Consider the following 23,605-nt stretch of genomic DNA (forward strand, 5'->3'; position numbering starts at 1 on the left):
TGTCTATGGCCGAAACCGAGCGCCTCAGCGAACGTATCGCGTGGATAGACTTGTCGTTTGTGGAGCGAGATCGAACGCCGCGATGGGCGATTGAAGTAGGGATCCGCTGTCACTTGGCCGGTATGTCACTGCGAGAGGTAAGTAAGCATCTTGAACTGTTTGGGATCAAGCGGAGTCACGTCGCGATCCATAACTGGGTTCATAAGGCCGAACTACAGCCGATCTCGACCGTCTCCGAGGATCAACTCGCGGTTGACGAAAAGATGATCCGCCTCCACGGCCAGCAGTTCTGGCTGTACGGCGCGGTTGATCCGCAGACGAACGCGATCCTTCACGTGAGTCTCTATCCGACCGCAAATAAACAGACGACGCGATGGTTTCTCACCGAGCTCCACCGGCGCTATCAGCTCGATAGCGTGGAATTTCTCGTCGATGACGCAGACTATCTCGGATCAGTTCTCGCTGAAGACGGCTATCGATTTCAAGTCATTCAACATGGAAATCGGAATGTCATCGAACGTGTCTTTTGGGAAATAGAACGCCGAACATCATCGTTTGCGAATAGTTTCAGCAATGTCGCGTTAGAGACAGCTCAAAACTGGCTCGAAGCCTTCGCCGTCTACCACAATTCACGCCAAACTTAACGCGACCGCGGACGGGCGATGTTAAGTTAAGAACGAGGCGGTTGGTATTTCGAATGCTCTATGTCCGAATCCAACCGCCTCGACGTCTGTACTGATTGGATCGACTTGGAGTTTGTGGAGCGAGAGCGGACACCCCACGAGATCATTGAAACCGGTATTCAGCTCCACCTTGCTGGCCTATCACTTTCGAATACCAAACAGTATCTTGAGAGGTTGGGTGTCGAGCGAAGTCGAACAGCAATTCACAACTGGATTCAAAAGGCCGATCTACAGCCAGCTGACGGTGCGAGCCCGAATCGCGTTGCGGTCGACGAGACTGCGATTCAGATCGACTCAGACCGATTCTGGCTGTATGCCGCCGTAGATCCTCGTACAAACGAATTCCTCTACGTTGACGTATTTCCCGTTCAAAACCAACAATTTACTTTGGTGTTTCTCCGCGATCTCAGAGAGAAACACCACGTTGACGACGCGCTCTTTCTGGTTGATGCTGGCGGACATCTCACGGCTGCGCTCTCACGTACCTCGCTCCGATTTCAAATTACTCGTCATGGAAATCGGAATGCTGTCGAACGTATCTTTAGAGAAGTAAAACGCAGAACCTCTTCATTTTCAAATACATTCAGAAATGCGGAGCCGACGGCGGCAGAATCATGGCTCCGAGCCTTCGCCGTCTGCTGGAACCGATGCTTAAGTTAACACGACCCGGACGGATCGGCGCCCGCGTCGGCCGCGGCGGGATGCGACGCGCTCGGCGGGGCGATCACGCCTCCGATCTCGAACTCGAAGCGGGGACGGAGTTCCTCGGGTGGGACCCGCGGTAGCGGGGCGCCGACCACCCGCCGGGCCGCCCGGAGGACCGACAGATTCGACACGCCCCGGCCCGTATCGCGCGTATGACCGACACGGAGACCGCGTCGGCGAACGGCATCGCGGCGCGGTACGAGGAGACCGACGGCGAGCGCCTGCTCACCTTCTCGCTGGACGGCCGCGAGGCGACCGTCGCGCAGAACGTCGAGGGGTACGCCATGCTGAAGGTCCGATCCGGACCGAACGGCGACGAACTGGAGCGGTACTACGGGTTCGACATGGCCCTCGACCACGCCGCCGAACTGCTCGGCGTGACCGTCCCCGACCTGCCGGTGCCGGACGGGGCCGCCGACATGGGAATGTAACCGGAACCCCGGCCGGAATCCGCGCGGGAACTGACCTCCCGACCGCTGCGGAATCGCGAGGCGGCCCCTCGCCGCGAGCCGGTACCGGCAACGAAACCCGGTACCCGGAACGCGAACCGAACCGCTTCGGCGGTACGCGGGGCTCCCACTACGAGCACGTCTCCGAGCGGTAGCGGTCGTCACGCGCCGATCGAAGGTCGTGTGACGGACGCCCGCTGCCGAAAATAAATAACTACAAAGCATCATAGCCGTAGCTGAATATTCTCCATAGCCATATCGACTTATGAACGGGACCGGTACGTGGAGTCACGATGGAACGAAGACAGGTTCTCCGCGGCACCGGGGCGGCGATCGGCGGATCGCTGCTCGCCGGCTGCGTCGGGGGCGGGGGCGAATCGGAGACCGTGACGGTCGACTACGCGTACTACAACCCGGTCAGCCTCGTGTTACGGGAGAAGGGCTGGCTCGAAGAGGCGTTCGCCGACACCGGCACCGACGTGGAGTGGGTGTTGAGCCTCGGGAGCAACCAGGCCAACGAGTACGCACAGAGCGGCGAGGCGGACGTCTCCTCGACGGCCGGCATCGCGGCGCTGATGGCTCGGACGAACGGCGTGCCGATCACGACGCCGTACGTCTACTCGGAGCCCGAGTGGACCGCGCTCGTCACGTTCGAGGAGACCGGGATCGAGTCGGTGGCCGACCTCGAAGGGCGGAGCGTCGCCGCGACCCGCGGCACCGACCCGTACTTCTTCCTGCTCCAAGCGCTCGAAGACGCCGGGCTGAGCGAGGCGGACGTCGAGGTCGTCAACCTCCAACACCCCGAGGGCCAGTCGGCGCTCGTCCAGGGGCAGGTGGACGCGTGGGCCGGGCTCGACCCCCACATGGCGGAGCTGGAGCTCGAACACGACGGCGCGGAGCTGTTCTTCCGCGAGCCCCGGTACAACACGTACGGCTTCCTCAACTTCCTCGACGGGTTCCTCGCGGACCGCACCGAGGACGCGCGGCGCGTGATCGAGGCGTACGAGCGCGGCCGCGAGTGGGCGATCGAGAACCCCGAGGAGACCGCGGGGATCCTCGCGGACGCCTCCGAGATGTCGGCGCCGGTCGCCGAGCGCGTGTTCACCCGGCGGACCGACCTCTCCCAGCCGATCCCGGGCGAGCCGCACCGCGAACTACTCGCAAACCTCTCGCCGATCCTCGAGAGCGAGGGACTCGTGACCGACGACGCCGACCCCGCCGACAACGTCGACGAGCTGATCGACTCCGAGTTCGCGAGCGAGGTCGTCTGAGATGGCGACCGACGCGCGGACCGAGTCGCGAACGGTCGGTCCGGTCGCGCTCCCCTCGGCGGAGCGCTTCCGGCCGCTGCTCGGGCTCGTCGTCCCGTCGGCGCTCGTCGTCGTCTGGCACCTCCTCGTCGCGAGCGGCACCATCGCCGCGTACCAGCTTCCGACCCCGGTGCGGGTGGGCGAGACCCTCTACGGGCTGGCCGCCTCGGGCGAGCTGTGGGGCCACGTCGCGATCACGCTCCAGCGCGTGATCTTCGGCGCCGGGCTCGGTATCGCGGTCGGCACCGTCCTCGGGACCGCCACGGGACTGTCGCGAACGGCGAGCGACCTGCTCGACCCGCTGTTACAGAGCCTGAAGAACATCCCCTCGCTGGCGTGGGTCCCGCTGTTCCTCCTCTGGTTCGGTATCGGTGAGAGCGCGAAGGTCCTGCTCATCGCGGTCGGCGCCTTCTTCCCGGTGTACCTCAACCTCTCGACGGGCATCGCGGCGGTCGACGAGGAGCTGTTGGAGGTCGCCGAGGTGTACGACCTCGGCCGCGTCGAGTCGCTGCGCCGGGTCGTCTTCCCGGCCGCGCTCCCGAGCCTCCTCGTCGGGATCCGCGGCGGCGTCGGACTGGCGTGGATGTTCGTCGTCGCCGCCGAACTGATCGCGGCGAGTCAGGGCGTCGGGTTCCTGTTGAGCGACGGCCGGACCCTCGCACGCCCCGACATCATCGTGGCGTCGATCCTGCTTTTCGCCTTCCTCGGTAACTGCTCCGACGTCGCCGTGAAGGAGGTGAGAGACCGTGTCGTCGGACGCTGACTCGGTCCTCGCCGTCGACGACCTGCGGAAGCGCTACGACGACACGGTCGCGCTCGACGGCGTCGACCTCTCGGTCGCGGACGGGGAGTTCGTCGCCGTCGTCGGCCCCTCCGGCTGCGGGAAGTCGACGCTGCTCCGCGTCCTCTCCGGGCTCGAAGCCGAGTTCGCCGGCCGCGTCGACGTCGACGGGACCGACGTCCGCGACGGCGGGAGCGACGCCGTCGGGATGGTGTTCCAGGAGCCGCGGCTGCTCGACTGGGCCGACGTCCGCGAGAACGTCGCGGTCGGGCTCCCGGCAGGCGTCGACCCGGAGAGCCCGGCGGCCCGCGAGCGCGTCGACGACCTGATAGAGACCGTCGGACTCGACGGGTTCGCGGAGAGCCGCCCGAACGAACTCTCCGGCGGGATGGCCCAGCGCGTGTCGCTCGCTCGGGGGCTGGCGTACGACCCCTCGGTGCTGCTGCTCGACGAGCCGTTCTCGGCGCTCGACCGGCTGACGAAGGCCGACCAGCAGGACCACCTGCTCGACGTCTGGGAGGCGCGCGGGACGACCGTCGTCCTCGTCACGCACGACGTGGAGGAGGCCGTCTACCTCGCGGACCGAGTCGTCGTGCTCGGCGGGCAGCCGGGGACGGTGGAGACGGTCGTCGGCGTCGACATCGAGCGCCCCCGCGAGCGGGCGGACTCGGACCTCGTCGCGCTCCGACGCGAGGTGACCGACGCGCTCGGTCGGTAGCGACGCCTCCCCCCGCCGACGGGGCTCTCGGTGCGGACCGGAACCAGACCACCGTGGGGCCGGACCGCCGCGGGTGTGCGTCACCGTGCGGACCGCTGACTCGCCCCGCGCGTGAACCGCCTGCCGCCCGCAGTCCGAACGAAACGAACGTCGAGGCCACTTATTAACTGACTTCCGAATCGGAATACTCGCCGGATCCCCGGTGTGTGTATTACCTCCTTAAGGTGTATTGACACCGGCGCAGTAGTGCGATTTACTGCTCGATCTCTTCCCCGCTCCGAACTGCCGGTCCGCCCCGATTTTGCGATCGTCCAAACCATTAAGTACTCGACCGACTTGTCGACAATCGATGACAGACATCACGGAGGCTTCGTCGGACACCCCGGCGGATCGAGTTCTTCCAGGGCACAATAGCTTCTAACGTCGATATAGGTCCTGTCAGGATCTTCGACACGACCCTGCGAGACGGAGAACAGTCACCACGGACTTCGTTCAGCTACGACGAGAAACGCCGCATAGCGGCGACGCTGGACGACATGAACACCCACGTCATCGAGGCGGGGTTCCCGGTCAACTCGGACGCGGAGTTCGAGGCCGTCAGCGACATCGCCGCCGCGACGGACACCACGGTCTGCGGGCTCGCCCGCGTCGTCGAGGGCGACATCGACGCCGCCATCGACTCCGGCGTCGAGATGGTCCACGTGTTCGTCTCCACCAGCGACGTTCAGCTGGAGGACTCGATGCACGCGACCCGGCAGGAGGCGAAACAGCGCGCCGTCGACGCCGTCGAGCAGGTGAAAGACGCCGGCGTCGAGTGCATGTTCTCGCCGATGGACGCCACGCGGACGGACCCGGAGTACCTGATCGACATCGTCGAGGCGGTCAGCGACGCCGGCACCGACTGGATCAACATCCCGGACACCTGCGGCGTCGGGATGCCGACCAGCTTCGGACAGACGGTGAACGCCGTCGTCGAGGCGACCGACGCCCGCGTCGACGTCCACACGCACGACGACTTCGGCATGGCCGCGGCCAACGCCGTCATGGGCTTCGAGAACGGCGCCGAGCAGGCGCAGGTGTCGGTCAACGGGATCGGCGAGCGCGCCGGCAACGCCGCCTACGAGGAGGTCGTGATGGCCGTCGAGTCGGTGTACGGCGTCGACACCGGCATCGACACGACCCAGATCACCAAGCTGGCCCGGATCGTCGAGGAGGCGTCGGACATCCCGGTCCCGGCGAACAAGCCCGTCACCGGGCGGAACGCGTTCGCCCACGAGTCGGGCATCCACGCCGCCGGCGTCATCGAGAACGCGGACACCTTCGAGACGGGCGTGATGACCCCGGAGATGGTGGGCGCCGAACGCGAGTTCGTGCTGGGCAAACACACCGGCACTCACAGCGTGCGCAAGCACCTGGTGGAGGCCGGCTTCGACCCGACGGACAGCGAGGTCCGGCGCATCACCAAGCGGGTCAAGGAGTACGGCGCCGGCAAGCGGCAGGTCACCGCCGGCGACGTCGAGCGGTTCGCCGAGGAGGCGGGCATCGCGCGTGAGGAGGAGGTCAGGGTCTGATGGCGCTCGCCTCGACCGGGGGGCCCGCCGAGCGACCGCGCGGGCGGTCGCGGGAGGGCGACGACCGCCGGTCCCTCCGGCGGCGCGGTAGCCGTCGGTGGGGGACGTGCCGCGTTCCCCGACAGGAATTTATACCCTGGCTGCGATGTCAAGACAGAGATGCGACGGCACGTCACGGTCGCGGCGTCCGCGGACGTTTCCGTAGCCGTCGCGCCGATTATTGTAGGGGTCTAACCCCCTACATCACCCCTTCTCCACCGACGCGACGCACCGCCGAACGCCGGCGGCCGGACCGTTCCCGCCGACGGGAGTACCGCTTCCGACGCGAGATCGTCGGTCCCGCCCGTCCGGCGTTCACAGCGACCGACACCACGACTCCCCAGATGCCACACCGCACACACCCACGACAATGAGCGACACAGCAGCACCGCCCCGATCCGACGCCGAGGAATCGGACGGCTCGTCGACCGACGCGACCGCGACGGACGACCGGTCCGAACAGGAGGACGGACGGGCCACCGACCCCGTCTCGACCGGCGCCGAGTCGGTCGTCGCCGCCCTCGAAGCCGCGGGCGCGAAGACCGCCTTCGGCGTCCAGGGCGGCGCGATCATGCCGGTCTACGACGCCCTGTACGACTCTTCGATCCGCCACGTGACGATGGCCCACGAGCAGGGCGCGGCCCACGCCGCCGACGCGTACGGCGTCGTCGCCGGCGAGCCGGGGCTCTGTATGGCCACGTCCGGGCCGGGGGCGACGAACCTCGTCACCGGCATCGCCGACGCCGACATGGACTCGGACGCGATGTTGGCGCTCACCGGACAGGTCCCCACGGAGTTCGTCGGCAACGACGCGTTCCAGGAGACGGACACGGTCGGCGTCACCCGCCCCATCACGAAGCACAACTACTTCGCCGGCGGCGCGGACACCGTCGGCGACACCGTCGGCGAGGCGTTCGAGCTATCGCGGGCCGGACGCCCCGGACCGACGCTCGTCGACCTCCCGAAGGACGTCACGCAAGACGAGACCGACCGGACGCCCGGGCCCGCGTCGCCGCCGGCGGGGAGCGACCCCGATCCGAACGCCGACGCCGAGGCCGTCGAGGCGGCGGCGCGCGCCATCGAGTCCGCCGAACGACCCGTCTGCCTGTTCGGCGGCGGCGTCGTCAAGGCCGACGCGAGCGACGAGGCGCGGACGTTCGCCCGGAGCTACGACATCCCGGTGACGACGACGATGCCGGGAATCGGCTCGTTCCCCGAAGACGACGACCTGTGTCTGTCGTGGGGCGGGATGCACGGCACCGGCTACGCGAACCTGGCGATCACCCACACCGACTGTCTGATCGCCGTCGGCACCCGGTTCGACGACCGGCTCACCGGGGGGATCGACACGTTCGCGCCGGAGGCGGAGGTCATCCACGTCGACATCGACCCCGCGGAGATCAGCAAGAACGTCCACGCCGACTACCCGCTCATCGGCGACGCCGGCCGCGTGTTAGACCAGCTGACCGCCGCCGTCCGCTCGGGCCCCGACACCGAGGCGTGGCGCGAGCGGTGCGCGGAGTGGAAGGAGACGTACCCGCTCACGTACGCGACGCCGGACGACGAGCCGCTGAAACCGCAGTTCGTCGTCGAGGCGTTCGACGAGGCGACCGACGACGACACCATCGTGACGACCGGCGTCGGCCAACACCAGATGTGGGCCTCCCAGTTCTGGACGTACACGGAGCCGCGCACGTGGGTCTCCTCTCACGGGCTCGGAACGATGGGCTACGGCGTGCCGGCCGCGGTCGGCGCGCGCGTCGCCGCCGACACGATGGGCGAGCCCGACCGCGACGTGGTGTGTTTCGACGGCGACGGCTCCTTCCTGATGACGATGCAGGAGCTGTCCGTCGCGGTCCGCGAGGAGCTCGACGTCACGATCGCAGTGCTCAACAACGAGTACATCGGGATGGTGCGACAGTGGCAGGACGCCTTCTACGAGGGCCGACACATGGCCTCCGAGTACGGCTGGATGCCCGAGTTCGACAAGCTCGCCGAGGCGTTCGGCGCGCTCGGCCTGCGCGTCGACGACTACGACGAGGTCGCGCCCGCGGTCGAGGAGGCGCTCGACTACGACGGGCCCGCGGTGATCGACTTCCACGTCGACCCCGCGGAGAACGTCCTGCCCATGGTGCCGAGCGGCGGCGCGAACGGGAAGTTCGCCACCGCGGAGGACCAGCTATGAGCGGCGATTCGCCAGCCTCCGGCGACGAGCGGACCGGCGTGCCCGACGCGGACCCTCGCCCCCTCCCGGGCGAACAGCCGGGCCCCGGCGAGCGCGATCACCCCGCGGGGCGCCGGAACCTCGAAGGGATCCGGATCGACCCCGTCGTCGAGGCCGAACACGAGTCGCGACGCGCGGTCATCTCGGCGCTGGTCGAGGACGAACCGGGCGTGCTCGCGCGCGTCTCCGGGCTCGTCTCGCGGCGCCAGTTCAACATCGAGAGCCTGACCGTCGGGCCGACGACCGTCGAGGGCCACTCGCGGATCACGATGGTCGTCGAGGAGACGGACCCCGGCATCGACCAGATCGAAAAGCAGATGGCGAAGCTGAAGCCGGTCATCTCGGTCGGCGAGGTCGCCGGCGACGCCGTCACCTCCGAGCTGGTCCTGTTGAAGGTCGAGGCGGACGACCCGGCCGCGGTCCACGCGGTCACGGACATGTACGACGGCGAGACCGTCGACGCCGGTCCGGAGACGATCACGGTCGAACTCACCGGCGACAAGACCAGCATCGACAACGCGATCGGCGCCTTCGACCGGTTCGGGATCGTCGAGATCGCGCGGACGGGGCCGACCGCCCTCGCGCGCGGCAACACCCCCACGGCGCCCGGAGAGAAACCCGGAACGGCCGGCGAACCGACCACGCACGACGACTGACGCGGTTTCACGACACAACAATCACCATGACCGAAGACGACACGCAGACGTTCGATTCGACAGTATACTACGACGACGACGCGGACGAGGAGGCGATCGCCCACGAGACGGTCGCCGTCCTCGGCTACGGCTCGCAGGGCCACGCTCACGCGCAGAACCTCTCGGACAGCGGGGTCGACGTGATCGTCGGCCTCCGCGAGGACAGCTCCTCGCGGGCCGCCGCCGAGAGCGACGGGCTCCGCGTCGAGACCCCCGCCGACGCGGCGGCCGAGGCCGACATCGTGAGCGTGCTCGTGCCCGACACCGTCCAGCCGGACGTGTACGAGAACGCGGTGGAACCGAACCTCGACGCGGGCGACACGCTGCAGTTCGCCCACGGGTTCAACATCCACTACAACCAGATCCAGCCGCCCGAGGACGTCGACGTGACGATGGTCGCGCCGAAGTCGCCGGGCCACCTCGTCCGCCGGAACTACGAGAACGACCAGGGGACGCCCGGCCTGCTCGCGGTGTACCAGGACGCGACCGGCGACGCACGCGACCAGGGGCTCGCGTACGCGGCCGCGATCGGCTGTACCCGCGCCGGCGTCGTCGAGACGTCGTTCCGCGAGGAGACCGAGACAGACCTGTTCGGCGAGCAGGCCGTCCTCTGCGGGGGCGTCACCTCGCTCGTGAAACAGGGGTACGAGACGCTCGTCGACGCCGGCTACTCCCCGGAGATGGCGTACTTCGAGTGTCTCAACGAGCTCAAGCTCATCGTCGACCTGATGTACGAGGGCGGGCTCGGCGAGATGTGGGACTCCGTCTCCGACACCGCGGAGTACGGCGGGCTCACGCAGGGCGACGTCGTCGTCGACGAACACGCCCGCGAGAACATGGAAGAAGTCTTAGAGAAGGTTCAGAACGGGCAGTTCGCCCGCGAGTGGATCGCCGAGAACCAGGCGGGGCGGCCCTCCTACACGCAGCTCCGGAACGCCGAGAAGAACCACGAGATCGAGGCCGTCGGCGACGAGCTGCGCGGCCTGTTCGCGTGGGAGGAGTCGGCCGAAGACGACGAGGAAGAGTCGGCAGAGGTGACCGCCTGATGAGCGAGGGGACGCTGTACGACAAGGTGTGGGACCGACACAAGGTGACGGAGCTGCCGAACGGGCAGGACCAGCTGTTCATCGGGCTCCACCTCGTCCACGAGGTGACGAGTCCGCAGGCGTTCGGCATGCTGCGCGAGCGCGAACTCGACGTGGCGTACCCGGACCAGACGTTCGCGACGACGGACCACATCGCGCCCACCGAGGCCGACAAGCGCGAGCGCCCCCTCGCCGACGACCAGGCCGAGGAGATGCTCTCCGCGCTCGAACGCAACGTGAGCGACAGCGGGATCACGTTCTTCGGCTTCGAGTCCGGCAAGCAGGGGATCACCCACGTCGTCGCGCCCGAGCTGGGGCTCTCTCAGCCCGGGATGACCGTCGCCTGCGGGGACAGCCACACCGCGACCCACGGCGCGTTCGGCTCCATCGGCGTCGGCATCGGGACCAGCCAGATCCGCGACGTGCTCGCGACCGGCTGTATCGCGGCGGACAAACAGAAGGTCCGCCGGGTCGACGTCGAGGGCGAACTCGGCGAGGGCGTCTACGCGAAGGACGTGATCCTGAAAGTGATTCAGGACCTCGGCGTCGACGGCGGCGTCGGGCACGTCTACGAGTACGGCGGCCCCGCCATCGAGGCGCTCGACATGGAGGGTCGGCTCGCGGTGTGTAACATGTCCATCGAGGGCGGCGCCCGCGCCGGCTACATCAACCCCGACGAGACCACCTACGAGTACCTGCGAGGCCGCGAGTACGTCCCCGAGGGCGAGGCGTTCGAGGAGCGGAAGGCGTACTGGGAGTCGATCAGCTCCGACGCGGACGCCGAGTACGACGACGTGGTCACCGTCGACGCCGACGGGCTCGACCCGCTCGTCACCTGGGGGATCAACCCCGGACAGGTGATCGAGATCTCGGAGCCGGTCCCGCACCCGGACGACTTCGAGGCGCGGACCGACCGCGAGGCGGCCGAGCAGGCGCTCGATCACATGGAGATCGAGGCCGGCCAGTCGATGCTCGGCTACGACGTCGACGTGGCGTTCCTCGGCACCTGTACGAACGGCCGCCTCTCGGACTTCGAGGAGGCGGCGAAGATCCTGGAGGGGAACACGGTCGACGAGGGCGTCCGCGCGCTGGCCGTTCCCGGCTCCGAGACCGTGCGCCAGCAGTGCGAGGAGCGCGGCATCGACGAGACGTTCATCAACGCCGGCTTCCAGTGGCGCCGCGCCGGCTGCTCGATGTGCCTCGCCATGAACGACGACGCCCTGGAGGGCGACGAGGTCTGCGCCTCGTCGTCGAACCGGAACTTCATCGGCCGACAGGGGTCGAAGGACGGCCGCACCGTCCTGATGAGCCCCGCGATGGTCGCGGCCGCGGCCGTCGAGGGCGAGGTCGCCGACGCGCGCGAGTACCTCGAAGACGGGCCGACCGGCGGCGCCGGCGGCGTCGAGGAGGTGGCGGACTGATGGCTCCCGACGCCGACCCGGGCGCCGATCAGCACATCACCGACGTCTCCGGCACGGGCGTGCCGATCCCCGGCGACGACGTCGACACCGACCAGATCCTGCCGGCGAAGTTCATGAAGGAGGTCACGTTCGACAACATGGCGGACTACCTCTTCTACGACGCCCGGCGGGACGACGACGGCGAGTTCAACGACCACCCCCTCAACCGCTTCGAGGGCGCGTCGATCGCGGTCGTCAACTCCAACTTCGGCTGCGGCTCTTCCCGGGAGCACGCGCCACAGGCGATGATGCGCTGGGGCATCGACGGCGTCGTCGGCGAGTCCTACGCCGAGATCTTCCGCGACAACTGTAAGTCGCTCGGCATCCCGGCGGTCACGACGGACCACGAGGCGGTCGTCGAACTCCAGGAGTGGATCGAGGCCAACCCCGACGGCGACATCGAGGTCGACGTCGAGGGCGAGACCGTCACCTACGGCGACACGGTCATCGACGTCGACGTCGACGACGCGATGCGGGAGGCCTTAGTCGAGGGGATCTGGGACACCACCGCCCTGATGTACTCGAACCGGAGCAAGGTCGACGAGACGGTCGCCGACCTGCCGTACGTCGAGGGGGACGACTGACCCGGATGACCGACGAGATCGTCGTCATCGAGGGCGACGGTATCGGCCGAGAGGTCGTGCCGGCGGCCGTCGAGGTCCTGTCGGCGTTCGAGTTCGACTTCGAGTTCGTCACGGCCGAGGCCGGCGACGCGACGAGGGACGCGACCGGCGACGCGCTCCCGGACGCGACGTACGAGCGCGTCGCCGACGCGGACGCGACGCTGTTCGGCGCGGCCGGCGAGACGGCCGCCGACGTGATCTTGCCGCTCCGCAAGGCGGTCGACTCGTTCGTCAACGTCCGGCCCGCGACGGCGTACCCCGGCGTCGACGCGCTCCGGCCGGAGACGGACGTGGTCTTCCTCCGCGAGAACACCGAGGGCGTCTACTCGGGCCACGAGGACCGGCTCAGCGACGACCTCTCGACGCTGACGCGCGTCGTCACCTCGTCGGCGTCGAGAGAGCTCGCGGAGTACGCCTGCGAGTTCGTCGAGGACGGCCGGGGGCCGGCGGGTGACCCCGACGAGGGGTTCACCGTGGCCCACAAGGCGAACGTGATGCGCGAGACGGACGGCCGCTTCCGCGAGGAGGTGCTGGCTGTCGCCGACGAGCGGGGCGTCGACGCCGACGAGGAGCTGATGGACGCCTTCGCGACGAAGCTCCCGCTCGACCCGACCCAGTACGGCGTGGTCGTCTGTCCGAACCTCGCGGGCGACGTGCTCTCCGACCTGGCCGCCGGTCTCGTCGGCGGGCTCGGACTGCTCCCCTCCGCGAACGTCGGCCACGACAACGCGCTGTTCGAGCCGGTACACGGCACCGCGCCCGACATCGCGGGCGAGGGGGTCGCGAACCCCACGGCCGCCATCCTCTCGGCGGCCATGCTGTTGGAGTACCTCGGTCACGCCGGGGCGGCCGACCGCGTCCGCGAGGCGGTGGAAACCGTCCTCGCAGAGGGACCGCGCACCGGCGACCTCGGCGGCGAGGCGACGACCGAGGAGGTCACCGCGGCCGTCGTCGACCGGCTGTAAGGCGCCTTCTCGCCCGACTTCTCCCCGACCGACGGTCCGTCCGCGACCGCGAGCGGATCACAAGACAAGAAACCCTGCGTCCCCTCGGGCCGGGTATGAGCAACTACTCGGTCGCGATGGAAGCCGCCTGGTTGGTTCGAGACGTCGAGGAGACCGACGACGCCATCGGCGTCGCGGTCAGCGAAGCCGGCAAGCGACTCAACGAGACGGACAAGCAGTACGTCGAGGTAGAACCCGGCGTCACCGGCTGTCCGGCCTGCGGCGAGCCGTTCGACGCCGCGTTCCTCGCGGCGAACACGGCGCTCGTGGGGCTCCTCTTGGAGATCGATATCTTCAACGCCGACAGCGAGGAGCACGCGGAGCGGATCGCGAAAAGCGAGGTCGGCGGCGCGCTCCGCGACGTGCCGCTCGAAGTCATCGAGATCATCGAGACGGAGGCCGACGAGGACGAGGACGCGGAGCGATAAGCGCGACCTCTCTCCTTCTGCCTCTCACCCGAGTCACTCCGTGTCGCTCGGCGGAAGCGCCCGGACGGCGTCGAAACCTTTTCTAATAACCCAAGGTAATGAGCCGGTATGGAACTGCCGACGCCACAGGACCTCCGCGAGCGCCGGACCGGGTTGGACCTGACGCAGAGCGAGCTCGCCGACGCCGCAGACGTCTCGCAGCCACTCATCGCGCGCATCGAGGGCGGCGACGTCGACCCGCGGCTCTCCACGCTCCGTCGGATCGTCAACGCCCTCCAGGAGGCCGAGGGGAAGGTCGTCCGCGCGACCGACCTGATGAACGAGACCGTGATCAGCGTCGCGCCGGACGACGCCGTGAGCGAGGCGGTCGAACTGATGGAGGCCGAGGCGTACTCACAACTGCCCGTCCTCCAGAACGGCGTGCCGGTCGGCTCGATCAGTCAGGGTGACGTCATCCACGCCGGCGAGAACGTCGGAAACCACCCCGTGAGCGAGGTGATGAGCGAGTCGTTCCCGACGGTCGCGCCGTCGGCGACGGTCGACGAGGTCCGCAACCTCCTCGACCACTACAAGGCCGTGATGGTCACCGACGGCGGGGAGACCGTCGGGATCATCACGGAGGCGGACATCGCGGCCCACGTGTCGTAAATCGGGCACGCGACCGAGCGCGATCGAACGGTACGGCGGTCCCAGCTCCGTTCGACTACTCCTTCCGCGACTCGGAGAGCCGCTCCCAGATCTCCGTACAGCCCGCGCCGTCTCGGACACCGTCGAGGTGAGCGGTGTCCTCGTCGCGTTCCGCCGCCTCTCCGTCTCGCTCCGCGTCGTCCTGTTCCGGACAGTCTCGCTCCGCGTCGTCGCCGTCCGCGGAGCCGCCGCCCCCGGCGGGGTCGTCTCCGGCCGTCGGCGTCTCCGAGTCGGTCATCGATAGGAAAGAAGCGGTCGTCGGCATTAAGCGGCCGCACGACTGCGCGTCTCTCCGGGGCTCCCCGATGGACGCGAGTCTCTCCGCTATCGCGGACGCGGGCTCAAAGCGCCAGTCCGCGGATCGCGACCGTCGCTTCGCCGTCGTCTCCGCCGCTCCCCTCGGACGCCTCGACGCGCCCGATGACGCGCCCGTCGGTGGCCTCGGCGAGGGCGGCCGCGCGGTCGGGGTCGACGGCGGCGACGAAGCCGGTCCCCATGTTGAACGTGCGGTACATCTCCTCGTCGGAGACGTTCCCCTCCGTCTGAACGAACTCGAAGACAGGCTGGGGGTCGAACGCGTCGTCGATCACGTAGCGGTGGGCGCCGAGCCGTTCGAGGTTCGTCCAGCCGCCGCCCGTCACGTGAGCCGCGCCGCGAACGCCGTGCTCCCGCATCGGGTCGAGCAGGTCCGTGTATATCGCGGTCGGTTCGAGCAGCGCCTCGCCGACCGTCTCGTACCCGTCGAACGGGCACGGATCGGTGTACTCGTGGTCGCGCGTGGCGGCCTCGCGCGCCAGCGTGAGTCCGTTCGAGTGAATGCCCGACGAGCGCCAGCCGACCAGCGCGTCGCCCGGTTCGGCCCGCCCGTCGAACACGCCGTCCTTCCGGGCGAGTCCGGCGCAGGTCCCCGCCAGGTCGAGCCCGCGGATTACGTCGGGCATCACCGCGGTCTCGCCGCCGACGAGCTCCATGTCGGCGAGTTCGGCGCCGCGGGCGAGCCCCTCGCCGACCTGCTCGGCGAACCGCTCGTCCGGCTCGTCGACCGCGAGGTAGTCGACGAACGCGACGGGGCGGACCCCGGCCGCGACGAGGTCGTTGACGTTCATCGCGATGCAGTCGATCCCGACGGTGGAGTAGTCGCCGAGCGCCTCCGCGACGAGGAGCTTGGTCCCGACCCCGTCCGTCGCGAGCGCGAGGTACCGGTCGCCGATGTCGAGCAGGCCGGCGTACTCGCTCCCGGAGCCCTCCGCCTCGGTGTCCGCACCGACCGCGCCGATCAGCGCCGCGGTCGCGGCCTCGCTCGCGTCGATGTCGACGCCCGCGTCCGCGTAGGTGAGTTCGTCGTCGTCGGCCGGTCCACCGTCGTCGCCCCCGTCGCCCTCGGTCATGTGTGTGGAGCCACGCCCGCGGAGCAAAAACGCACCGTTCGCCGCGGCGGCGAGGCGGGTCTCGTCGCGCCCGTCGTCGCCGCGGCGGCCCGCGCTCGGTCGCCCTCAGAACGGGCCGCCGAAGCCGAGCCCGAGGACGAAGACGAGGCCGACGGCGAGCACCAGCGAGGGGACGAAGACGGCGGCCCACACCGCCTTGTTCCAGTCCATCACCGTCTGCCCGTCGAGGGGGCCGTACGGGATCAGATTGAACGCGGCGAGGAAGGCGTTGATCGCGATGCCGCGCGAGCCGAGGACCGTCACGAGGTCGCTGCCGACGACGCCGCCGAGGACGAACAGCGGGGCGAACGCGACCATCAGCCCGAGGTTCACCGCCGGTCCGGCCAGCGCGATGTGGCCGTGCTCGCGCGGCGTCAGGCGGCCGCGGTGGTGGACGGCGCCGGGCGCGGCGAAGATGAAGCCTAAAAGCGAGCTCATCACGGCGAGGAACAGCATGCTGTTGTCCGCCCGGAACTCGGCGACCTGGTCGTAGTGGACCGCGACGACCTTGTGTGCGACCTCGTGGAGGAGGAAAGCGACCCCGGCGGTCGCGAGCGCGACGAACAGCGGGGCGACCACGCCCGCGTCGACGATCCGGCCGATGCCGCTCGCGCCGTTGACGAAGAACAGCATGAACGCCACGCCGAGCGCGAGCCACGCGACGAGGAGGTCCCTGATCTCGGTGCCGCTGAAGTACAGCCCCGCGATCCGCCGGCCGCTGAACGCCGAGTCCGCGCTCATGCGATCCCACCTACGACGCCGCGAATAAGTCGGGCACCGTTAGCGGCGCCGTCGACGAGCAGTCGGCCGACGTCCTCGACGCCGCCCACCTCGGCGCCGAACATCGCCGGGATGACGTACGCCGCGAAGAGGAAGCTCGCGACGATGCTCCCGACGTTCGTCATCGCGACGACGACGATGAGCCGGAACAGGGGCACGTCGAGCATCGCGGACACGAGGTCCGTGACCGACCGGCTCTCGTCGGCGAGGAGCTCGTTGAGCGCACCGATGTCGGCGACGTTCACGGTCAGGGTGCGGAGTTCGACGTAGCCGGTGAACCACCCCGGAGCGAGCAGCGGGTTGATCGAGGTCATCCACGCGACGGCGCCGCCGACGCCGGCCGAGAGCCAGCGGGCGCCGGCGACCTTCGCGAACGCGAACGCGAAGACGCCGTTGATGAGGAACCACGCGCCGAACAGCCGGAGCAGGAACGCGTCGCCGGCCCCGCCGAGCGCCAGCAGGAGGAAGAAGCCGACGAACCCGACCGTGATCGCGTAGCCGATGGCCTTCTTCCACGGGAGCCCGCGCCCGGACTCCTCGCCGACGAGGTCGTCCATCGCCGGGAGGGTCGCGGGGTCCGCGAGGTACCCTTCGATCCCGGCCCGGTGTCCGGCGCCGACGACGGCGACCACGTCGTAGCCGGCGTCGCGGAGGGCGACGAGCCGGTGCGCGATGAACGCGTCGCGCTCGTCGATGAGCGCCTCCGCGCCGCCGGGAGAGAACTGCCGGAACTCCTCCATCATCATCGTCACCACGTCGGTGTCGGTGAGGTCGGCGGCGTCGAGCTCCTCGATCCCGCCGGCCTCGACGTCCACCTCGCCGCCGGTGAGCGCGCCCACCGCGACCGCGAGGACGGCGCCGACGACCAGTCCGAGCCCGATCCCGAGCCCGAAGCCGCCGATTGCCGTCACGGCGAAGCCGCCGAGGTACGTCGAGACGAGTCCGTCGACGGCGCCCGTGACCGCGGCGGCGACGCCGAGGGCTAGGCCGGTTCCGCTCGCCGCGTAGAGGCGCTGGTCCGGGGAGAGCACGAGCGTCCCGACCTGATCGACGAGGATGCCGGTGACGAGCGCGACGAGAACGCCGCTGGCGACGCTCGTCAGTACGGCGCTCGTGATCCCGACGGCCCCGCCGAAGAGCCCGATCGCCGGCCCCGCGAGGATACCGACGATGAGCCCGCCGATCACGCCGGCGACCCGCGGGTCGCTGACGCCGAACGCCAGTCCGCCAACGAGCCGGAGCTTCTCGGTGATCGTCATGCGCGCCCAGAACCGCTGGATCGTGGTCTGGATGTCGCGGTCGACCAAGGCCACGTCGATGCCGAGCGACTCGGCGACGTCGACGGCGGCTTTCATGTCGGCGCCGGGCTCGATGTCGAACCGCTCGCCGAGTTGAGTCTGGACGTACGAGAGCATCCAGTACGCGAGGAACTGGAACACGGTGTTCCCCTTGAGCAGGTCGCCCGCGTCGAGGTCGTCCGGAGTCTCGCCGTTGAGCTGTCTGTAGCGCCCCTCGTCGAGTTCGACGGCGACGACGTCGGGCCGTTCCCGCTCGATCGTCTCCTCGACCTCGTCGACGGAGTCCTCCGACACGTGCGCGGTCCCGACGACCGTGACGCTCCCGTCGCCGTCGTCGGGGTTCCGACGCGGCTCCTCGGCGACGCCGCCGTCGGTCCGCCGGGATCGGTCGGTCGACGGGGGTGCCTCGTCGTCGCTCCCCCGTGACGTCTCTGTCATCACCCGACGTACTCGGTCACCGCGTTTAGGGTTTGTGAGTCGGTGTCGAAACCGCTCCCGCGGCGCGACCGACGCACGTTCCCAGCGATCCAACAGGTTTGTATTCTCACGCGACCCATCGGCTCGTATGTCCCGGCTGTTGCCCTCCCTGCCGGACGCGAGCCCCGAGGAGCGCGAGCCGCGGGTCGTCGGCGTCGACGACGACGAGGCCGACGACCTCATCGCCGCCCTCGGATCCGAGACGTCGCGCGACATCCTCTCGACGCTCCACGACCGCCCGGCGACGAAGTCCGAGATCGCCGACGAGGTCGACACCTCGCTCCAGAACGTTCAGTACCACCTCTCGCGGCTCGACGAGGCCGACCTCGTCGACGTCGTCGACACCGCCTACTCCGAGAAGGGCCGCGAGATGGACGTGTACGCCGCGGCGGACGAACCGCTCGTGTTATTCGCGGGCGGCTCCGAGGAGTCGACCGGGATCAAGACCGCGCTCATGCGGCTGCTCGGCGGCTACGGGATCATCGGACTCGCCGCGGTCGCGGCGCAGCGGCTCCTCTCCGTCGGCTCGCTCGCCCAGCGCGGCGGCGGCGGCGACGTCGGCGCGGCGAGCACGGAGGGGCCCACGACCGAGAGCACAGGGGGCGCCGGCGACGCGGCCGACGGCGCGGTCGAACTCGTCGGCGACCCCCTCGCGGAGTACGCCGTCTCGCTGGTCGAGCCCGGCGTCGTCTTCTTCCTCGGCGCCGCGCTCGTGTTCACCGTCGCGTGGGCGTACTGGTACCGGTCGTCGAGCGGGTAGCGGGCGCGTCGCCCGGGGGTCGAGCGGTCGCTCGCGGCGGGCGTGGGACAGCTATTCAAGCCGCCGTCACCACGTCCACGTATGGAACACGAAGCCGAGGTCGTCGGGGTCGGTGCGGGTTCAGCGCCGAGCGGCGAGGTCCCGGCGGTGATCCTCTCGGCGCGCGGCGAGTACGTCCCGATCTTCGTCAGCGGCGACCAGGCCCGGTCGATCGGCATGGCCTTAGAGGGCGAGCCGTTCGACCGACCGCTCACCCACGACCTCCTCGTGGACATCCTGACCGAGTTCGGCGGCGCCATCGACCGCGTCCGCGTCGACGACCTCCGGGACGGCACCTTCTACGCGAAGGTCGACGCCGAGCGGTACGAGGACGGCGAGCCGGATCAGTTCGTCTTCGACGCCCGCCCCTCCGACGCGCTCGCGCTCGCGGTGCGCGTCGACTGCCCCATCGTCGTGACCGACGAAGTGATAGACGAGGCGGGTCGCCCGCCGGACTCGGTCCGGTTCAACGACGACCCCGAAGGGCGCTGAGCCGGCGGTAACGAAGCCGGCCGTTCAAGTCGTCGCGCCGCCCACGAGGGGCATGGACGAGACGGCCACGCTCGCCTCCTCGCACACCGAGATGACGGAGATGCTCCTCCCGAACGACACGAACAACCTCGGCCGCGCGCTCGGGGGCGCCGTGTTACACTGGATGGACATCTGCGGCGCCATCGCCGGAATGCGCTTCTCGAACCGGCAGGTGGTCACCGCCTCGATGGACCACGTCGATTTCATCGCCCCCATCGAGATGGGCGAAGTCGCCATCATCGAGGGGTACGTGTTCAACACCGGCCGGACGAGCGTCGACGTGAAAGTCGACGTGCGCGCCGAAAACCCCCGCACCGACGAGACGCGTCGCACGACCACGTCGTACTTCACGTTCGTCGCGCTCGACGACGACGGCCGCCCGACGCCGGTCCCCGGGCTCGAGTGCCCGACCGAGGACGAGCGGGTGCTCCGCGACGACGCCCTCGACGGCCGCGAGGACCAACTGCGACAGGTCGTCGACCGGTACGACCTCTGACCGGAGAACGGACCGTCACTCCTCGGACCCGGCGACGACCTCGACGGTCGCCTCGGGCGCCGCCGACGCCGCGACCGCCGCCTCGTGCGCCGCCTCCGCACGCGCGGCCAACTCGTCGCGGTCGTCGCCGGCGGCGAGGTGGCTCGGACAGCCGCAGTCGGAGGCGCCGAAGCCGGCGACCGGTCCGGCCGGGAGCCGCTCCGCGACCGCACACTCCACGTCGACCCCGACGCTCCGCACGACGCGGTCGATCCGCGCGTCGGGGTGGCCGAGCAGGTAGTCGACGTGCCAGTGGCGGACGTCGTGCTCACCGCGGGCGGTCCGTCGGTGTCTGTCGACCCGCGAGAAGCCGCCGGCGCCGAGCGCGCTCCCGGTGTACGCGTACGCGCCCGCCGGCAGGTCGCGGTCGCCGAGCGCGCCGACCGACAGGCTCGCGTCCGAAGCGAGGTCGACGACGAGCGTGTAGCTCCCGCCCGGGGCGTCGCTCATCGGTCGATCACCGGTCGGCTCACCGCTCCCTTCACGACAGCGCGGTCGGCGCCTCGGACGCGGCCGACCGCAGCGACGCCACGAGCTCGCCCGCCTCGTCGTCGAGCCGGTAGGTGTCGTGGACGTCGGCCGGGTCGCGGCCGCGGCCGGACAGCGCGCCGACGACGCCGGCGATCGCGTCGTAGTTCTCGCGGACGAGCCCGCCGACGATCCCAGGGGTTCCGGCGCGGTCAGCCAGCTCCTCGGCGGCCGACCGGCCGGCGTACACCCGCCGCTCGACGGGGTCGACGAACACCATCGCGAACGGGCGCGAGCCGAACTGCGCGTCGAGGAACGGCCCGACCGGGTCGGCCTCCCACGGGACCGCGACGACCCCGTCGAGCTTCCGGAGCGCGACCGCCGCCATCGAGCAGTACGGGCAGTCGCCGTCGAATATCAACACCGGAGCGTCCGCCCCGTCCGGGTCGGTAGTCATGTCGAACAATACGGTCCCCATCGGCTTAAGCGGCCGGCCGAGGAGTAGTTCGAAAGGCGGGATCCGCTCAGTACGGGTGCCGATGTCGAACTAGTTCGAGCGGCCGCGTCAGTGCGAGTGGCCGAATCAGCGCGAGCGGCCGCGTCAGTGCGAGTGGCCGAGCGCGTCCTCCAGCGACTGCCCGAAGCGCTCCTCGAACAGCTCCGCGGCCGTCTCGCTCATCTCCTCGATGTCCTCGGGCACGTCGCCCTCGCTGTGGTGAACGATCACGTGCGCCTGCTGTGCCATCGCCTGGACGACCACGTCGGAGACGACGGCGGTCGACGGCTCTCCCTGTTCGCTGAGCACGTCGACGAGGCCGGCGGGCAGTTCGAAGGACTCTTCGTCACCGTCGGGACCGGTGACCGTGTAGGTCTCTGTGTCTCCCATACGCGTCAGTCGCGGCCGCGACATAAGGGTCTGTGGAAACCGGACGCGAGACGCGGCTCCGCGGGCGCCTCGGGACCCAGTTCGGAGGTTCCCGTGGCTATCCGTGCGCGGAGACGGCGTTCACCGAGAACCCGGAGACGGCGATGCTCGCGAGGTACACCGCGATGGCCGTGACCACGATCGATCCGCCGGAGGGGAGCCCGAGACCGATCGAGACGACGAAGCCGCCGATCACCGCCAGCTGTCCGAAGATCACCGCGAGGTACATCGTCTCGCGGAAGCTGCGGGCGAGCTGCGACGCGGCTGCGACGGGCACGACCAACATCGCGGCGACGAGGATGACGCCGAGCACCTGCATCGCGCCGACGACGACGACCGCGGTCAACACCACGAGCAGGGTGTTGTAGCCGGTGACGTTCAGCTGTGCGACCCGCGCCGCCTGTTCGTCGAACGTGATGAACAGCAGCTGTTTGTACGTCATCGCCACGCCCGCGACGACGAGGATCGAGAGCGCGCCCATCAGGCGAGCCCCCTCCGCCGTGACCACCGCGAGGTTCCCGAACAGGTACCCCTCGATGTTGATCGCCGTCAGCCCGCGCCCGTAGCTGACGATCAGGGTGCCGACCGCGAAGCTCCCGCTGAGCATGATCGCGATGGGGACGTCGCCGTAGGCGTCGGTGCGCTCGGTGAGCCACTGGACGGCGAGCGCCCCGGCGATCGCGACGACGAGCGCGACGAGCAGAAGCGAGCTGTCCCACCCGGTCGACGCGTTGACGAGGATGCCGATCGCGACCCCGGCGAACGCCGTGTGCGCGAGCGTCTCCCCGATCAGCGCCATCTCTCGGTGAACGAGGAACGAACCGACGAGCGGCGCGACGACGCCGACGAGCACGCCGACCGCCATCGACTGCCACATGACCGGGTGCCGGAACACGTTCGTCCCGAACGCGGCGTCCATCCCCCGCCCGAGCGACCGGAACGCGTCGTACAGACCGCTCGCGACCGGGAGATCCTGCGCCCAGTAGAGCAGGAGGAAGCCGATCATTCCGGCCGCGACGACTCCCGTGAGTCCGATCCCGGCGAGCTCGATCCGTCGGCGGGTCCCGCGGTCGGGGCGGTCGAGCGCCGGCCCCTCGGCGGAGTTTCCCCCGTCCCCGTCCGTTGTCGTGGTCCCGCTCATCAGTGGTGGTGGTGGACGACCTGTCCGGTGGTGCCGTACGCCTCCGCGAGGGCGTCGCTCTCGACGAACGACTCGGTGTCACCGTGGTGGTACAGTTCGGTGTTGATACAGGCGATACGGTCCGCGCGGTCGGTGACGACGCCGATGTCGTGTTCGATGAGGATGATGGTGATACCGTCGTCGTTGAGCTCGTCGAGGAGGGCGTAGAAGGCGTCGCGCGACTCGGCGTCGACGCCGACGGTCGGCTCGTCGAGCGCGAGCAGGTCCGCGTCGCTCGCGAGGGCGCGGGCGATGTACGCCCGCTGCTTCTGCCCGCCCGACAGCTCGGAGACGAGGCGGTCGGCGAGGTCGCCGATACCGACCGTCCGGATCGCGTCGGCGACGGCGGCGCGGTCCGCCTCGGAGAGCCGCCCCCGGCCGGCGTGCGCGAACCGACCCATGGTGACGCACTCGCGAACCGTGACCGGCATGGCACCGCCCCGGCTCGTCGCCTTCTGGGAGACGTAGCCGATCCGACCGCCGTCGTCGAAGTCGTCGATCGGCCGACCGAACAGCTCGACCGTCCCGGCGTCCGGTTCGTGGAGGCCGAGCATGAGGTGAAGCAGCGTCGTCTTCCCGGAGCCGTTCGGGCCGACGAGGCCGAGGAAATCGCCCTCCTCGACCGTCAGAGAGACGTCGCTCACGGCGACCGTGTCGCCGTAGGCGAACGTCACACCGTCGAGGTCGACAACTGCGCTCACTGCGTGTGCCCGACGTGGGTCG

The 23,605-nt window shown here is 69.2% G+C and carries 28 protein-coding genes; 19 read left to right on the forward strand and 9 right to left on the reverse strand.

Annotation, left to right across the window (positions count from 1 at the left end; translation table 11 throughout):
* The first annotated feature begins 5 nt into the window (after positions 1–5).
* The 16 genes from ACZ5KW_RS13460 to ACZ5KW_RS13535 all read left to right on the forward strand — a co-directional run bounded on the left by ACZ5KW_RS13460 (position 6) and on the right by ACZ5KW_RS13535 (position 14,423).
* A complete protein-coding gene (locus ACZ5KW_RS13460) occupies positions 6–644 on the forward strand; it encodes an IS6 family transposase (RefSeq protein ID WP_371153062.1) in 639 nt (212 codons plus the stop codon).
* Positions 645–704: 60 nt separating this feature from the next.
* Positions 705–1,343 carry an IS6 family transposase gene (locus ACZ5KW_RS13465; protein WP_464388573.1) on the forward strand — a complete coding sequence of 213 codons (639 nt, stop codon included), beginning with the start codon at positions 705–707 and terminating at the stop codon, positions 1,341–1,343.
* The gene (locus ACZ5KW_RS13470; protein ID WP_371153060.1) at positions 1,331–1,468 is read left to right on the forward strand and encodes a hypothetical protein; all 138 of its coding nucleotides are present in this window, start codon (positions 1,331–1,333) and stop codon (positions 1,466–1,468) included. Before ACZ5KW_RS13465 ends, ACZ5KW_RS13470 begins: the two co-directional genes overlap by 13 nt.
* Before the next feature lie 72 nt (positions 1,469–1,540).
* On the forward strand, positions 1,541–1,819 hold the full coding sequence (locus ACZ5KW_RS13475) for a DUF7111 family protein (RefSeq protein WP_343778365.1): 279 nt from the start codon (positions 1,541–1,543) through the stop codon (positions 1,817–1,819).
* Positions 1,820–2,130: 311 nt separating this feature from the next.
* Positions 2,131–3,108: an aliphatic sulfonate ABC transporter substrate-binding protein gene (locus ACZ5KW_RS13480; RefSeq protein WP_343778363.1), complete on the forward strand. Its 978-nt coding sequence runs from the start codon at positions 2,131–2,133 to the stop codon at positions 3,106–3,108.
* Between the two features lies 1 nt (position 3,109).
* Entirely contained in the window at positions 3,110–3,910 is an 801-nt protein-coding gene (locus ACZ5KW_RS13485; RefSeq protein WP_343778362.1) for an ABC transporter permease, read from the forward strand.
* Positions 3,894–4,646 (forward strand): ABC transporter ATP-binding protein, encoded by a 753-nt coding sequence (locus ACZ5KW_RS13490; protein WP_343778360.1) that lies wholly within the window; start codon positions 3,894–3,896, stop codon positions 4,644–4,646. Before ACZ5KW_RS13485 ends, ACZ5KW_RS13490 begins: the two co-directional genes overlap by 17 nt.
* 389 nt (positions 4,647–5,035) lie before the next feature.
* Positions 5,036–6,217 carry a LeuA family protein gene (locus ACZ5KW_RS13495; protein ID WP_425544608.1) on the forward strand — a complete coding sequence of 394 codons (1,182 nt, stop codon included), beginning with the start codon at positions 5,036–5,038 and terminating at the stop codon, positions 6,215–6,217.
* A gap of 409 nt (positions 6,218–6,626) precedes the next feature.
* Positions 6,627–8,441, forward strand: a complete 1,815-nt coding sequence (gene ilvB / locus ACZ5KW_RS13500; RefSeq protein ID WP_343778358.1) for a biosynthetic-type acetolactate synthase large subunit — start codon at positions 6,627–6,629, stop codon at positions 8,439–8,441.
* Positions 8,438–9,136 carry an acetolactate synthase small subunit gene (ilvN, locus tag ACZ5KW_RS13505; protein ID WP_343778356.1) on the forward strand — a complete coding sequence of 233 codons (699 nt, stop codon included), beginning with the start codon at positions 8,438–8,440 and terminating at the stop codon, positions 9,134–9,136. Before ilvB ends, ilvN begins: the two co-directional genes overlap by 4 nt.
* Positions 9,137–9,162: 26 nt before the next feature.
* Positions 9,163–10,221, forward strand: coding sequence for a ketol-acid reductoisomerase (gene ilvC / locus ACZ5KW_RS13510; RefSeq protein WP_343778355.1), 1,059 nt, complete (start codon positions 9,163–9,165; stop codon positions 10,219–10,221).
* On the forward strand, positions 10,221–11,681 hold the full coding sequence (gene leuC / locus ACZ5KW_RS13515) for a 3-isopropylmalate dehydratase large subunit (protein ID WP_343778353.1): 1,461 nt from the start codon (positions 10,221–10,223) through the stop codon (positions 11,679–11,681). The genes ilvC and leuC overlap by 1 nt, the downstream gene beginning before the upstream one ends.
* On the forward strand, positions 11,681–12,304 hold the full coding sequence (gene leuD / locus ACZ5KW_RS13520) for a 3-isopropylmalate dehydratase small subunit (RefSeq protein ID WP_343778352.1): 624 nt from the start codon (positions 11,681–11,683) through the stop codon (positions 12,302–12,304). Before leuC ends, leuD begins: the two co-directional genes overlap by 1 nt.
* A gap of 5 nt (positions 12,305–12,309) precedes the next feature.
* Positions 12,310–13,308: an isocitrate/isopropylmalate dehydrogenase family protein gene (locus tag ACZ5KW_RS13525; protein WP_343778350.1), complete on the forward strand. Its 999-nt coding sequence runs from the start codon at positions 12,310–12,312 to the stop codon at positions 13,306–13,308.
* Between the two features lie 95 nt (positions 13,309–13,403).
* A complete protein-coding gene (locus ACZ5KW_RS13530) occupies positions 13,404–13,775 on the forward strand; it encodes a DUF555 domain-containing protein (protein WP_343778348.1) in 372 nt (123 codons plus the stop codon).
* A 108-nt stretch (positions 13,776–13,883) separates the two neighbouring features.
* The gene (locus tag ACZ5KW_RS13535) at positions 13,884–14,423 is read left to right on the forward strand and encodes a CBS domain-containing protein (RefSeq protein WP_343778346.1); all 540 of its coding nucleotides are present in this window, start codon (positions 13,884–13,886) and stop codon (positions 14,421–14,423) included.
* 55 nt (positions 14,424–14,478) lie between these two features.
* Here ACZ5KW_RS13535 and ACZ5KW_RS13540 read toward each other — a convergent pair whose 3' ends face one another.
* From ACZ5KW_RS13540 to ACZ5KW_RS13555, 4 genes are all read right to left on the reverse strand, one after another.
* Entirely contained in the window at positions 14,479–14,700 is a 222-nt protein-coding gene (locus ACZ5KW_RS13540; protein ID WP_343778345.1) for a hypothetical protein, read from the reverse strand.
* Positions 14,701–14,803: 103 nt separating this feature from the next.
* Complete coding sequence (purM, locus tag ACZ5KW_RS13545; RefSeq protein WP_343778343.1) at positions 14,804–15,850, reverse strand: phosphoribosylformylglycinamidine cyclo-ligase; 1,047 nt, start codon at positions 15,848–15,850, stop codon at positions 14,804–14,806.
* Positions 15,851–15,955: 105 nt separating this feature from the next.
* On the reverse strand, positions 15,956–16,630 hold the full coding sequence (locus ACZ5KW_RS13550; RefSeq protein WP_343778342.1) for a metalloprotease: 675 nt from the start codon (positions 16,628–16,630) through the stop codon (positions 15,956–15,958).
* Positions 16,627–18,405 carry a TraB/GumN family protein gene (locus ACZ5KW_RS13555; RefSeq protein WP_343778341.1) on the reverse strand — a complete coding sequence of 593 codons (1,779 nt, stop codon included), beginning with the start codon at positions 18,403–18,405 and terminating at the stop codon, positions 16,627–16,629. Before ACZ5KW_RS13555 ends, ACZ5KW_RS13550 begins: the two co-directional genes overlap by 4 nt.
* Positions 18,406–18,532: 127 nt before the next feature.
* Here ACZ5KW_RS13555 and ACZ5KW_RS13560 point away from each other — a divergent pair, with 127 nt between their 5' ends.
* The 3 genes from ACZ5KW_RS13560 (at position 18,533) to ACZ5KW_RS13570 (ending at position 20,270) form a co-directional block, all read left to right on the forward strand.
* Positions 18,533–19,204, forward strand: a complete 672-nt coding sequence (locus tag ACZ5KW_RS13560; RefSeq protein ID WP_343778339.1) for an ArsR/SmtB family transcription factor — start codon at positions 18,533–18,535, stop codon at positions 19,202–19,204.
* Positions 19,205–19,285: 81 nt separating this feature from the next.
* On the forward strand, positions 19,286–19,735 hold the full coding sequence (locus tag ACZ5KW_RS13565) for a bifunctional nuclease family protein (RefSeq protein WP_343778338.1): 450 nt from the start codon (positions 19,286–19,288) through the stop codon (positions 19,733–19,735).
* 52 nt (positions 19,736–19,787) lie between these two features.
* Positions 19,788–20,270 (forward strand): acyl-CoA thioesterase, encoded by a 483-nt coding sequence (locus ACZ5KW_RS13570; RefSeq protein ID WP_343778336.1) that lies wholly within the window; start codon positions 19,788–19,790, stop codon positions 20,268–20,270.
* Between the two features lie 15 nt (positions 20,271–20,285).
* On the opposite strand, the gene ACZ5KW_RS13575 is transcribed toward ACZ5KW_RS13570, so the two are convergent.
* From ACZ5KW_RS13575 to ACZ5KW_RS13595, 5 genes are all read right to left on the reverse strand, one after another.
* A complete protein-coding gene (locus tag ACZ5KW_RS13575) occupies positions 20,286–20,759 on the reverse strand; it encodes a GIY-YIG nuclease family protein (RefSeq protein WP_343778335.1) in 474 nt (157 codons plus the stop codon).
* Between the two features lie 31 nt (positions 20,760–20,790).
* Positions 20,791–21,234 (reverse strand): thiol-disulfide oxidoreductase DCC family protein, encoded by a 444-nt coding sequence (locus ACZ5KW_RS13580; RefSeq protein WP_343778334.1) that lies wholly within the window; start codon positions 21,232–21,234, stop codon positions 20,791–20,793.
* Between the two features lie 144 nt (positions 21,235–21,378).
* Positions 21,379–21,663 (reverse strand): DUF7545 family protein, encoded by a 285-nt coding sequence (locus tag ACZ5KW_RS13585; RefSeq protein ID WP_343778333.1) that lies wholly within the window; start codon positions 21,661–21,663, stop codon positions 21,379–21,381.
* A gap of 97 nt (positions 21,664–21,760) precedes the next feature.
* Positions 21,761–22,843: a metal ABC transporter permease gene (locus tag ACZ5KW_RS13590; RefSeq protein WP_343778332.1), complete on the reverse strand. Its 1,083-nt coding sequence runs from the start codon at positions 22,841–22,843 to the stop codon at positions 21,761–21,763.
* Positions 22,843–23,583, reverse strand: a complete 741-nt coding sequence (locus ACZ5KW_RS13595) for a metal ABC transporter ATP-binding protein (RefSeq protein WP_343778330.1) — start codon at positions 23,581–23,583, stop codon at positions 22,843–22,845. Before ACZ5KW_RS13595 ends, ACZ5KW_RS13590 begins: the two co-directional genes overlap by 1 nt.
* Between the last annotated feature and the right edge of the window lie 22 nt (positions 23,584–23,605).

The organism is Halorubrum ejinorense (genome assembly GCF_055389685.1).

Excerpts from the sequence above, each read along its gene's own strand:
- purM (WP_343778343.1), bottom strand. The coding sequence starts at position 15,850 with ATGACCGAGGGCGACGGGGGCGACGACGGTGGACCGGCCGACGACGAC.
- ACZ5KW_RS13560 (WP_343778339.1), top strand. The coding sequence starts at position 18,533 with ATGTCCCGGCTGTTGCCCTCCCTGCCGGACGCGAGCCCCGAGGAGCGC.
- ACZ5KW_RS13590 (WP_343778332.1), bottom strand. The coding sequence starts at position 22,843 with ATGAGCGGGACCACGACAACGGACGGGGACGGGGGAAACTCCGCCGAG.
- ilvB (WP_343778358.1), top strand. The coding sequence starts at position 6,627 with ATGAGCGACACAGCAGCACCGCCCCGATCCGACGCCGAGGAATCGGAC.
- ACZ5KW_RS13485 (WP_343778362.1), top strand. The coding sequence starts at position 3,110 with ATGGCGACCGACGCGCGGACCGAGTCGCGAACGGTCGGTCCGGTCGCG.
- ACZ5KW_RS13535 (WP_343778346.1), top strand. The coding sequence starts at position 13,884 with ATGGAACTGCCGACGCCACAGGACCTCCGCGAGCGCCGGACCGGGTTG.
- ACZ5KW_RS13555 (WP_343778341.1), bottom strand. The coding sequence starts at position 18,405 with ATGACAGAGACGTCACGGGGGAGCGACGACGAGGCACCCCCGTCGACC.
- ACZ5KW_RS13580 (WP_343778334.1), bottom strand. The coding sequence starts at position 21,234 with ATGACTACCGACCCGGACGGGGCGGACGCTCCGGTGTTGATATTCGAC.
- leuD (WP_343778352.1), top strand. The coding sequence starts at position 11,681 with ATGGCTCCCGACGCCGACCCGGGCGCCGATCAGCACATCACCGACGTC.
- ACZ5KW_RS13465 (WP_464388573.1), top strand. The coding sequence starts at position 705 with ATGTCCGAATCCAACCGCCTCGACGTCTGTACTGATTGGATCGACTTG.
- ilvN (WP_343778356.1), top strand. The coding sequence starts at position 8,438 with ATGAGCGGCGATTCGCCAGCCTCCGGCGACGAGCGGACCGGCGTGCCC.
- ACZ5KW_RS13540 (WP_343778345.1), bottom strand. The coding sequence starts at position 14,700 with ATGACCGACTCGGAGACGCCGACGGCCGGAGACGACCCCGCCGGGGGC.
- ACZ5KW_RS13575 (WP_343778335.1), bottom strand. The coding sequence starts at position 20,759 with ATGAGCGACGCCCCGGGCGGGAGCTACACGCTCGTCGTCGACCTCGCT.
- ACZ5KW_RS13460 (WP_371153062.1), top strand. The coding sequence starts at position 6 with ATGGCCGAAACCGAGCGCCTCAGCGAACGTATCGCGTGGATAGACTTG.
- ACZ5KW_RS13585 (WP_343778333.1), bottom strand. The coding sequence starts at position 21,663 with ATGGGAGACACAGAGACCTACACGGTCACCGGTCCCGACGGTGACGAA.
- ACZ5KW_RS13570 (WP_343778336.1), top strand. The coding sequence starts at position 19,788 with ATGGACGAGACGGCCACGCTCGCCTCCTCGCACACCGAGATGACGGAG.
- leuC (WP_343778353.1), top strand. The coding sequence starts at position 10,221 with ATGAGCGAGGGGACGCTGTACGACAAGGTGTGGGACCGACACAAGGTG.
- ACZ5KW_RS13525 (WP_343778350.1), top strand. The coding sequence starts at position 12,310 with ATGACCGACGAGATCGTCGTCATCGAGGGCGACGGTATCGGCCGAGAG.
- ACZ5KW_RS13470 (WP_371153060.1), top strand. The coding sequence starts at position 1,331 with ATGCTTAAGTTAACACGACCCGGACGGATCGGCGCCCGCGTCGGCCGC.
- ACZ5KW_RS13480 (WP_343778363.1), top strand. The coding sequence starts at position 2,131 with ATGGAACGAAGACAGGTTCTCCGCGGCACCGGGGCGGCGATCGGCGGA.
- ACZ5KW_RS13475 (WP_343778365.1), top strand. The coding sequence starts at position 1,541 with ATGACCGACACGGAGACCGCGTCGGCGAACGGCATCGCGGCGCGGTAC.
- ACZ5KW_RS13550 (WP_343778342.1), bottom strand. The coding sequence starts at position 16,630 with ATGAGCGCGGACTCGGCGTTCAGCGGCCGGCGGATCGCGGGGCTGTAC.
- ACZ5KW_RS13565 (WP_343778338.1), top strand. The coding sequence starts at position 19,286 with ATGGAACACGAAGCCGAGGTCGTCGGGGTCGGTGCGGGTTCAGCGCCG.
- ilvC (WP_343778355.1), top strand. The coding sequence starts at position 9,163 with ATGACCGAAGACGACACGCAGACGTTCGATTCGACAGTATACTACGAC.
- ACZ5KW_RS13530 (WP_343778348.1), top strand. The coding sequence starts at position 13,404 with ATGAGCAACTACTCGGTCGCGATGGAAGCCGCCTGGTTGGTTCGAGAC.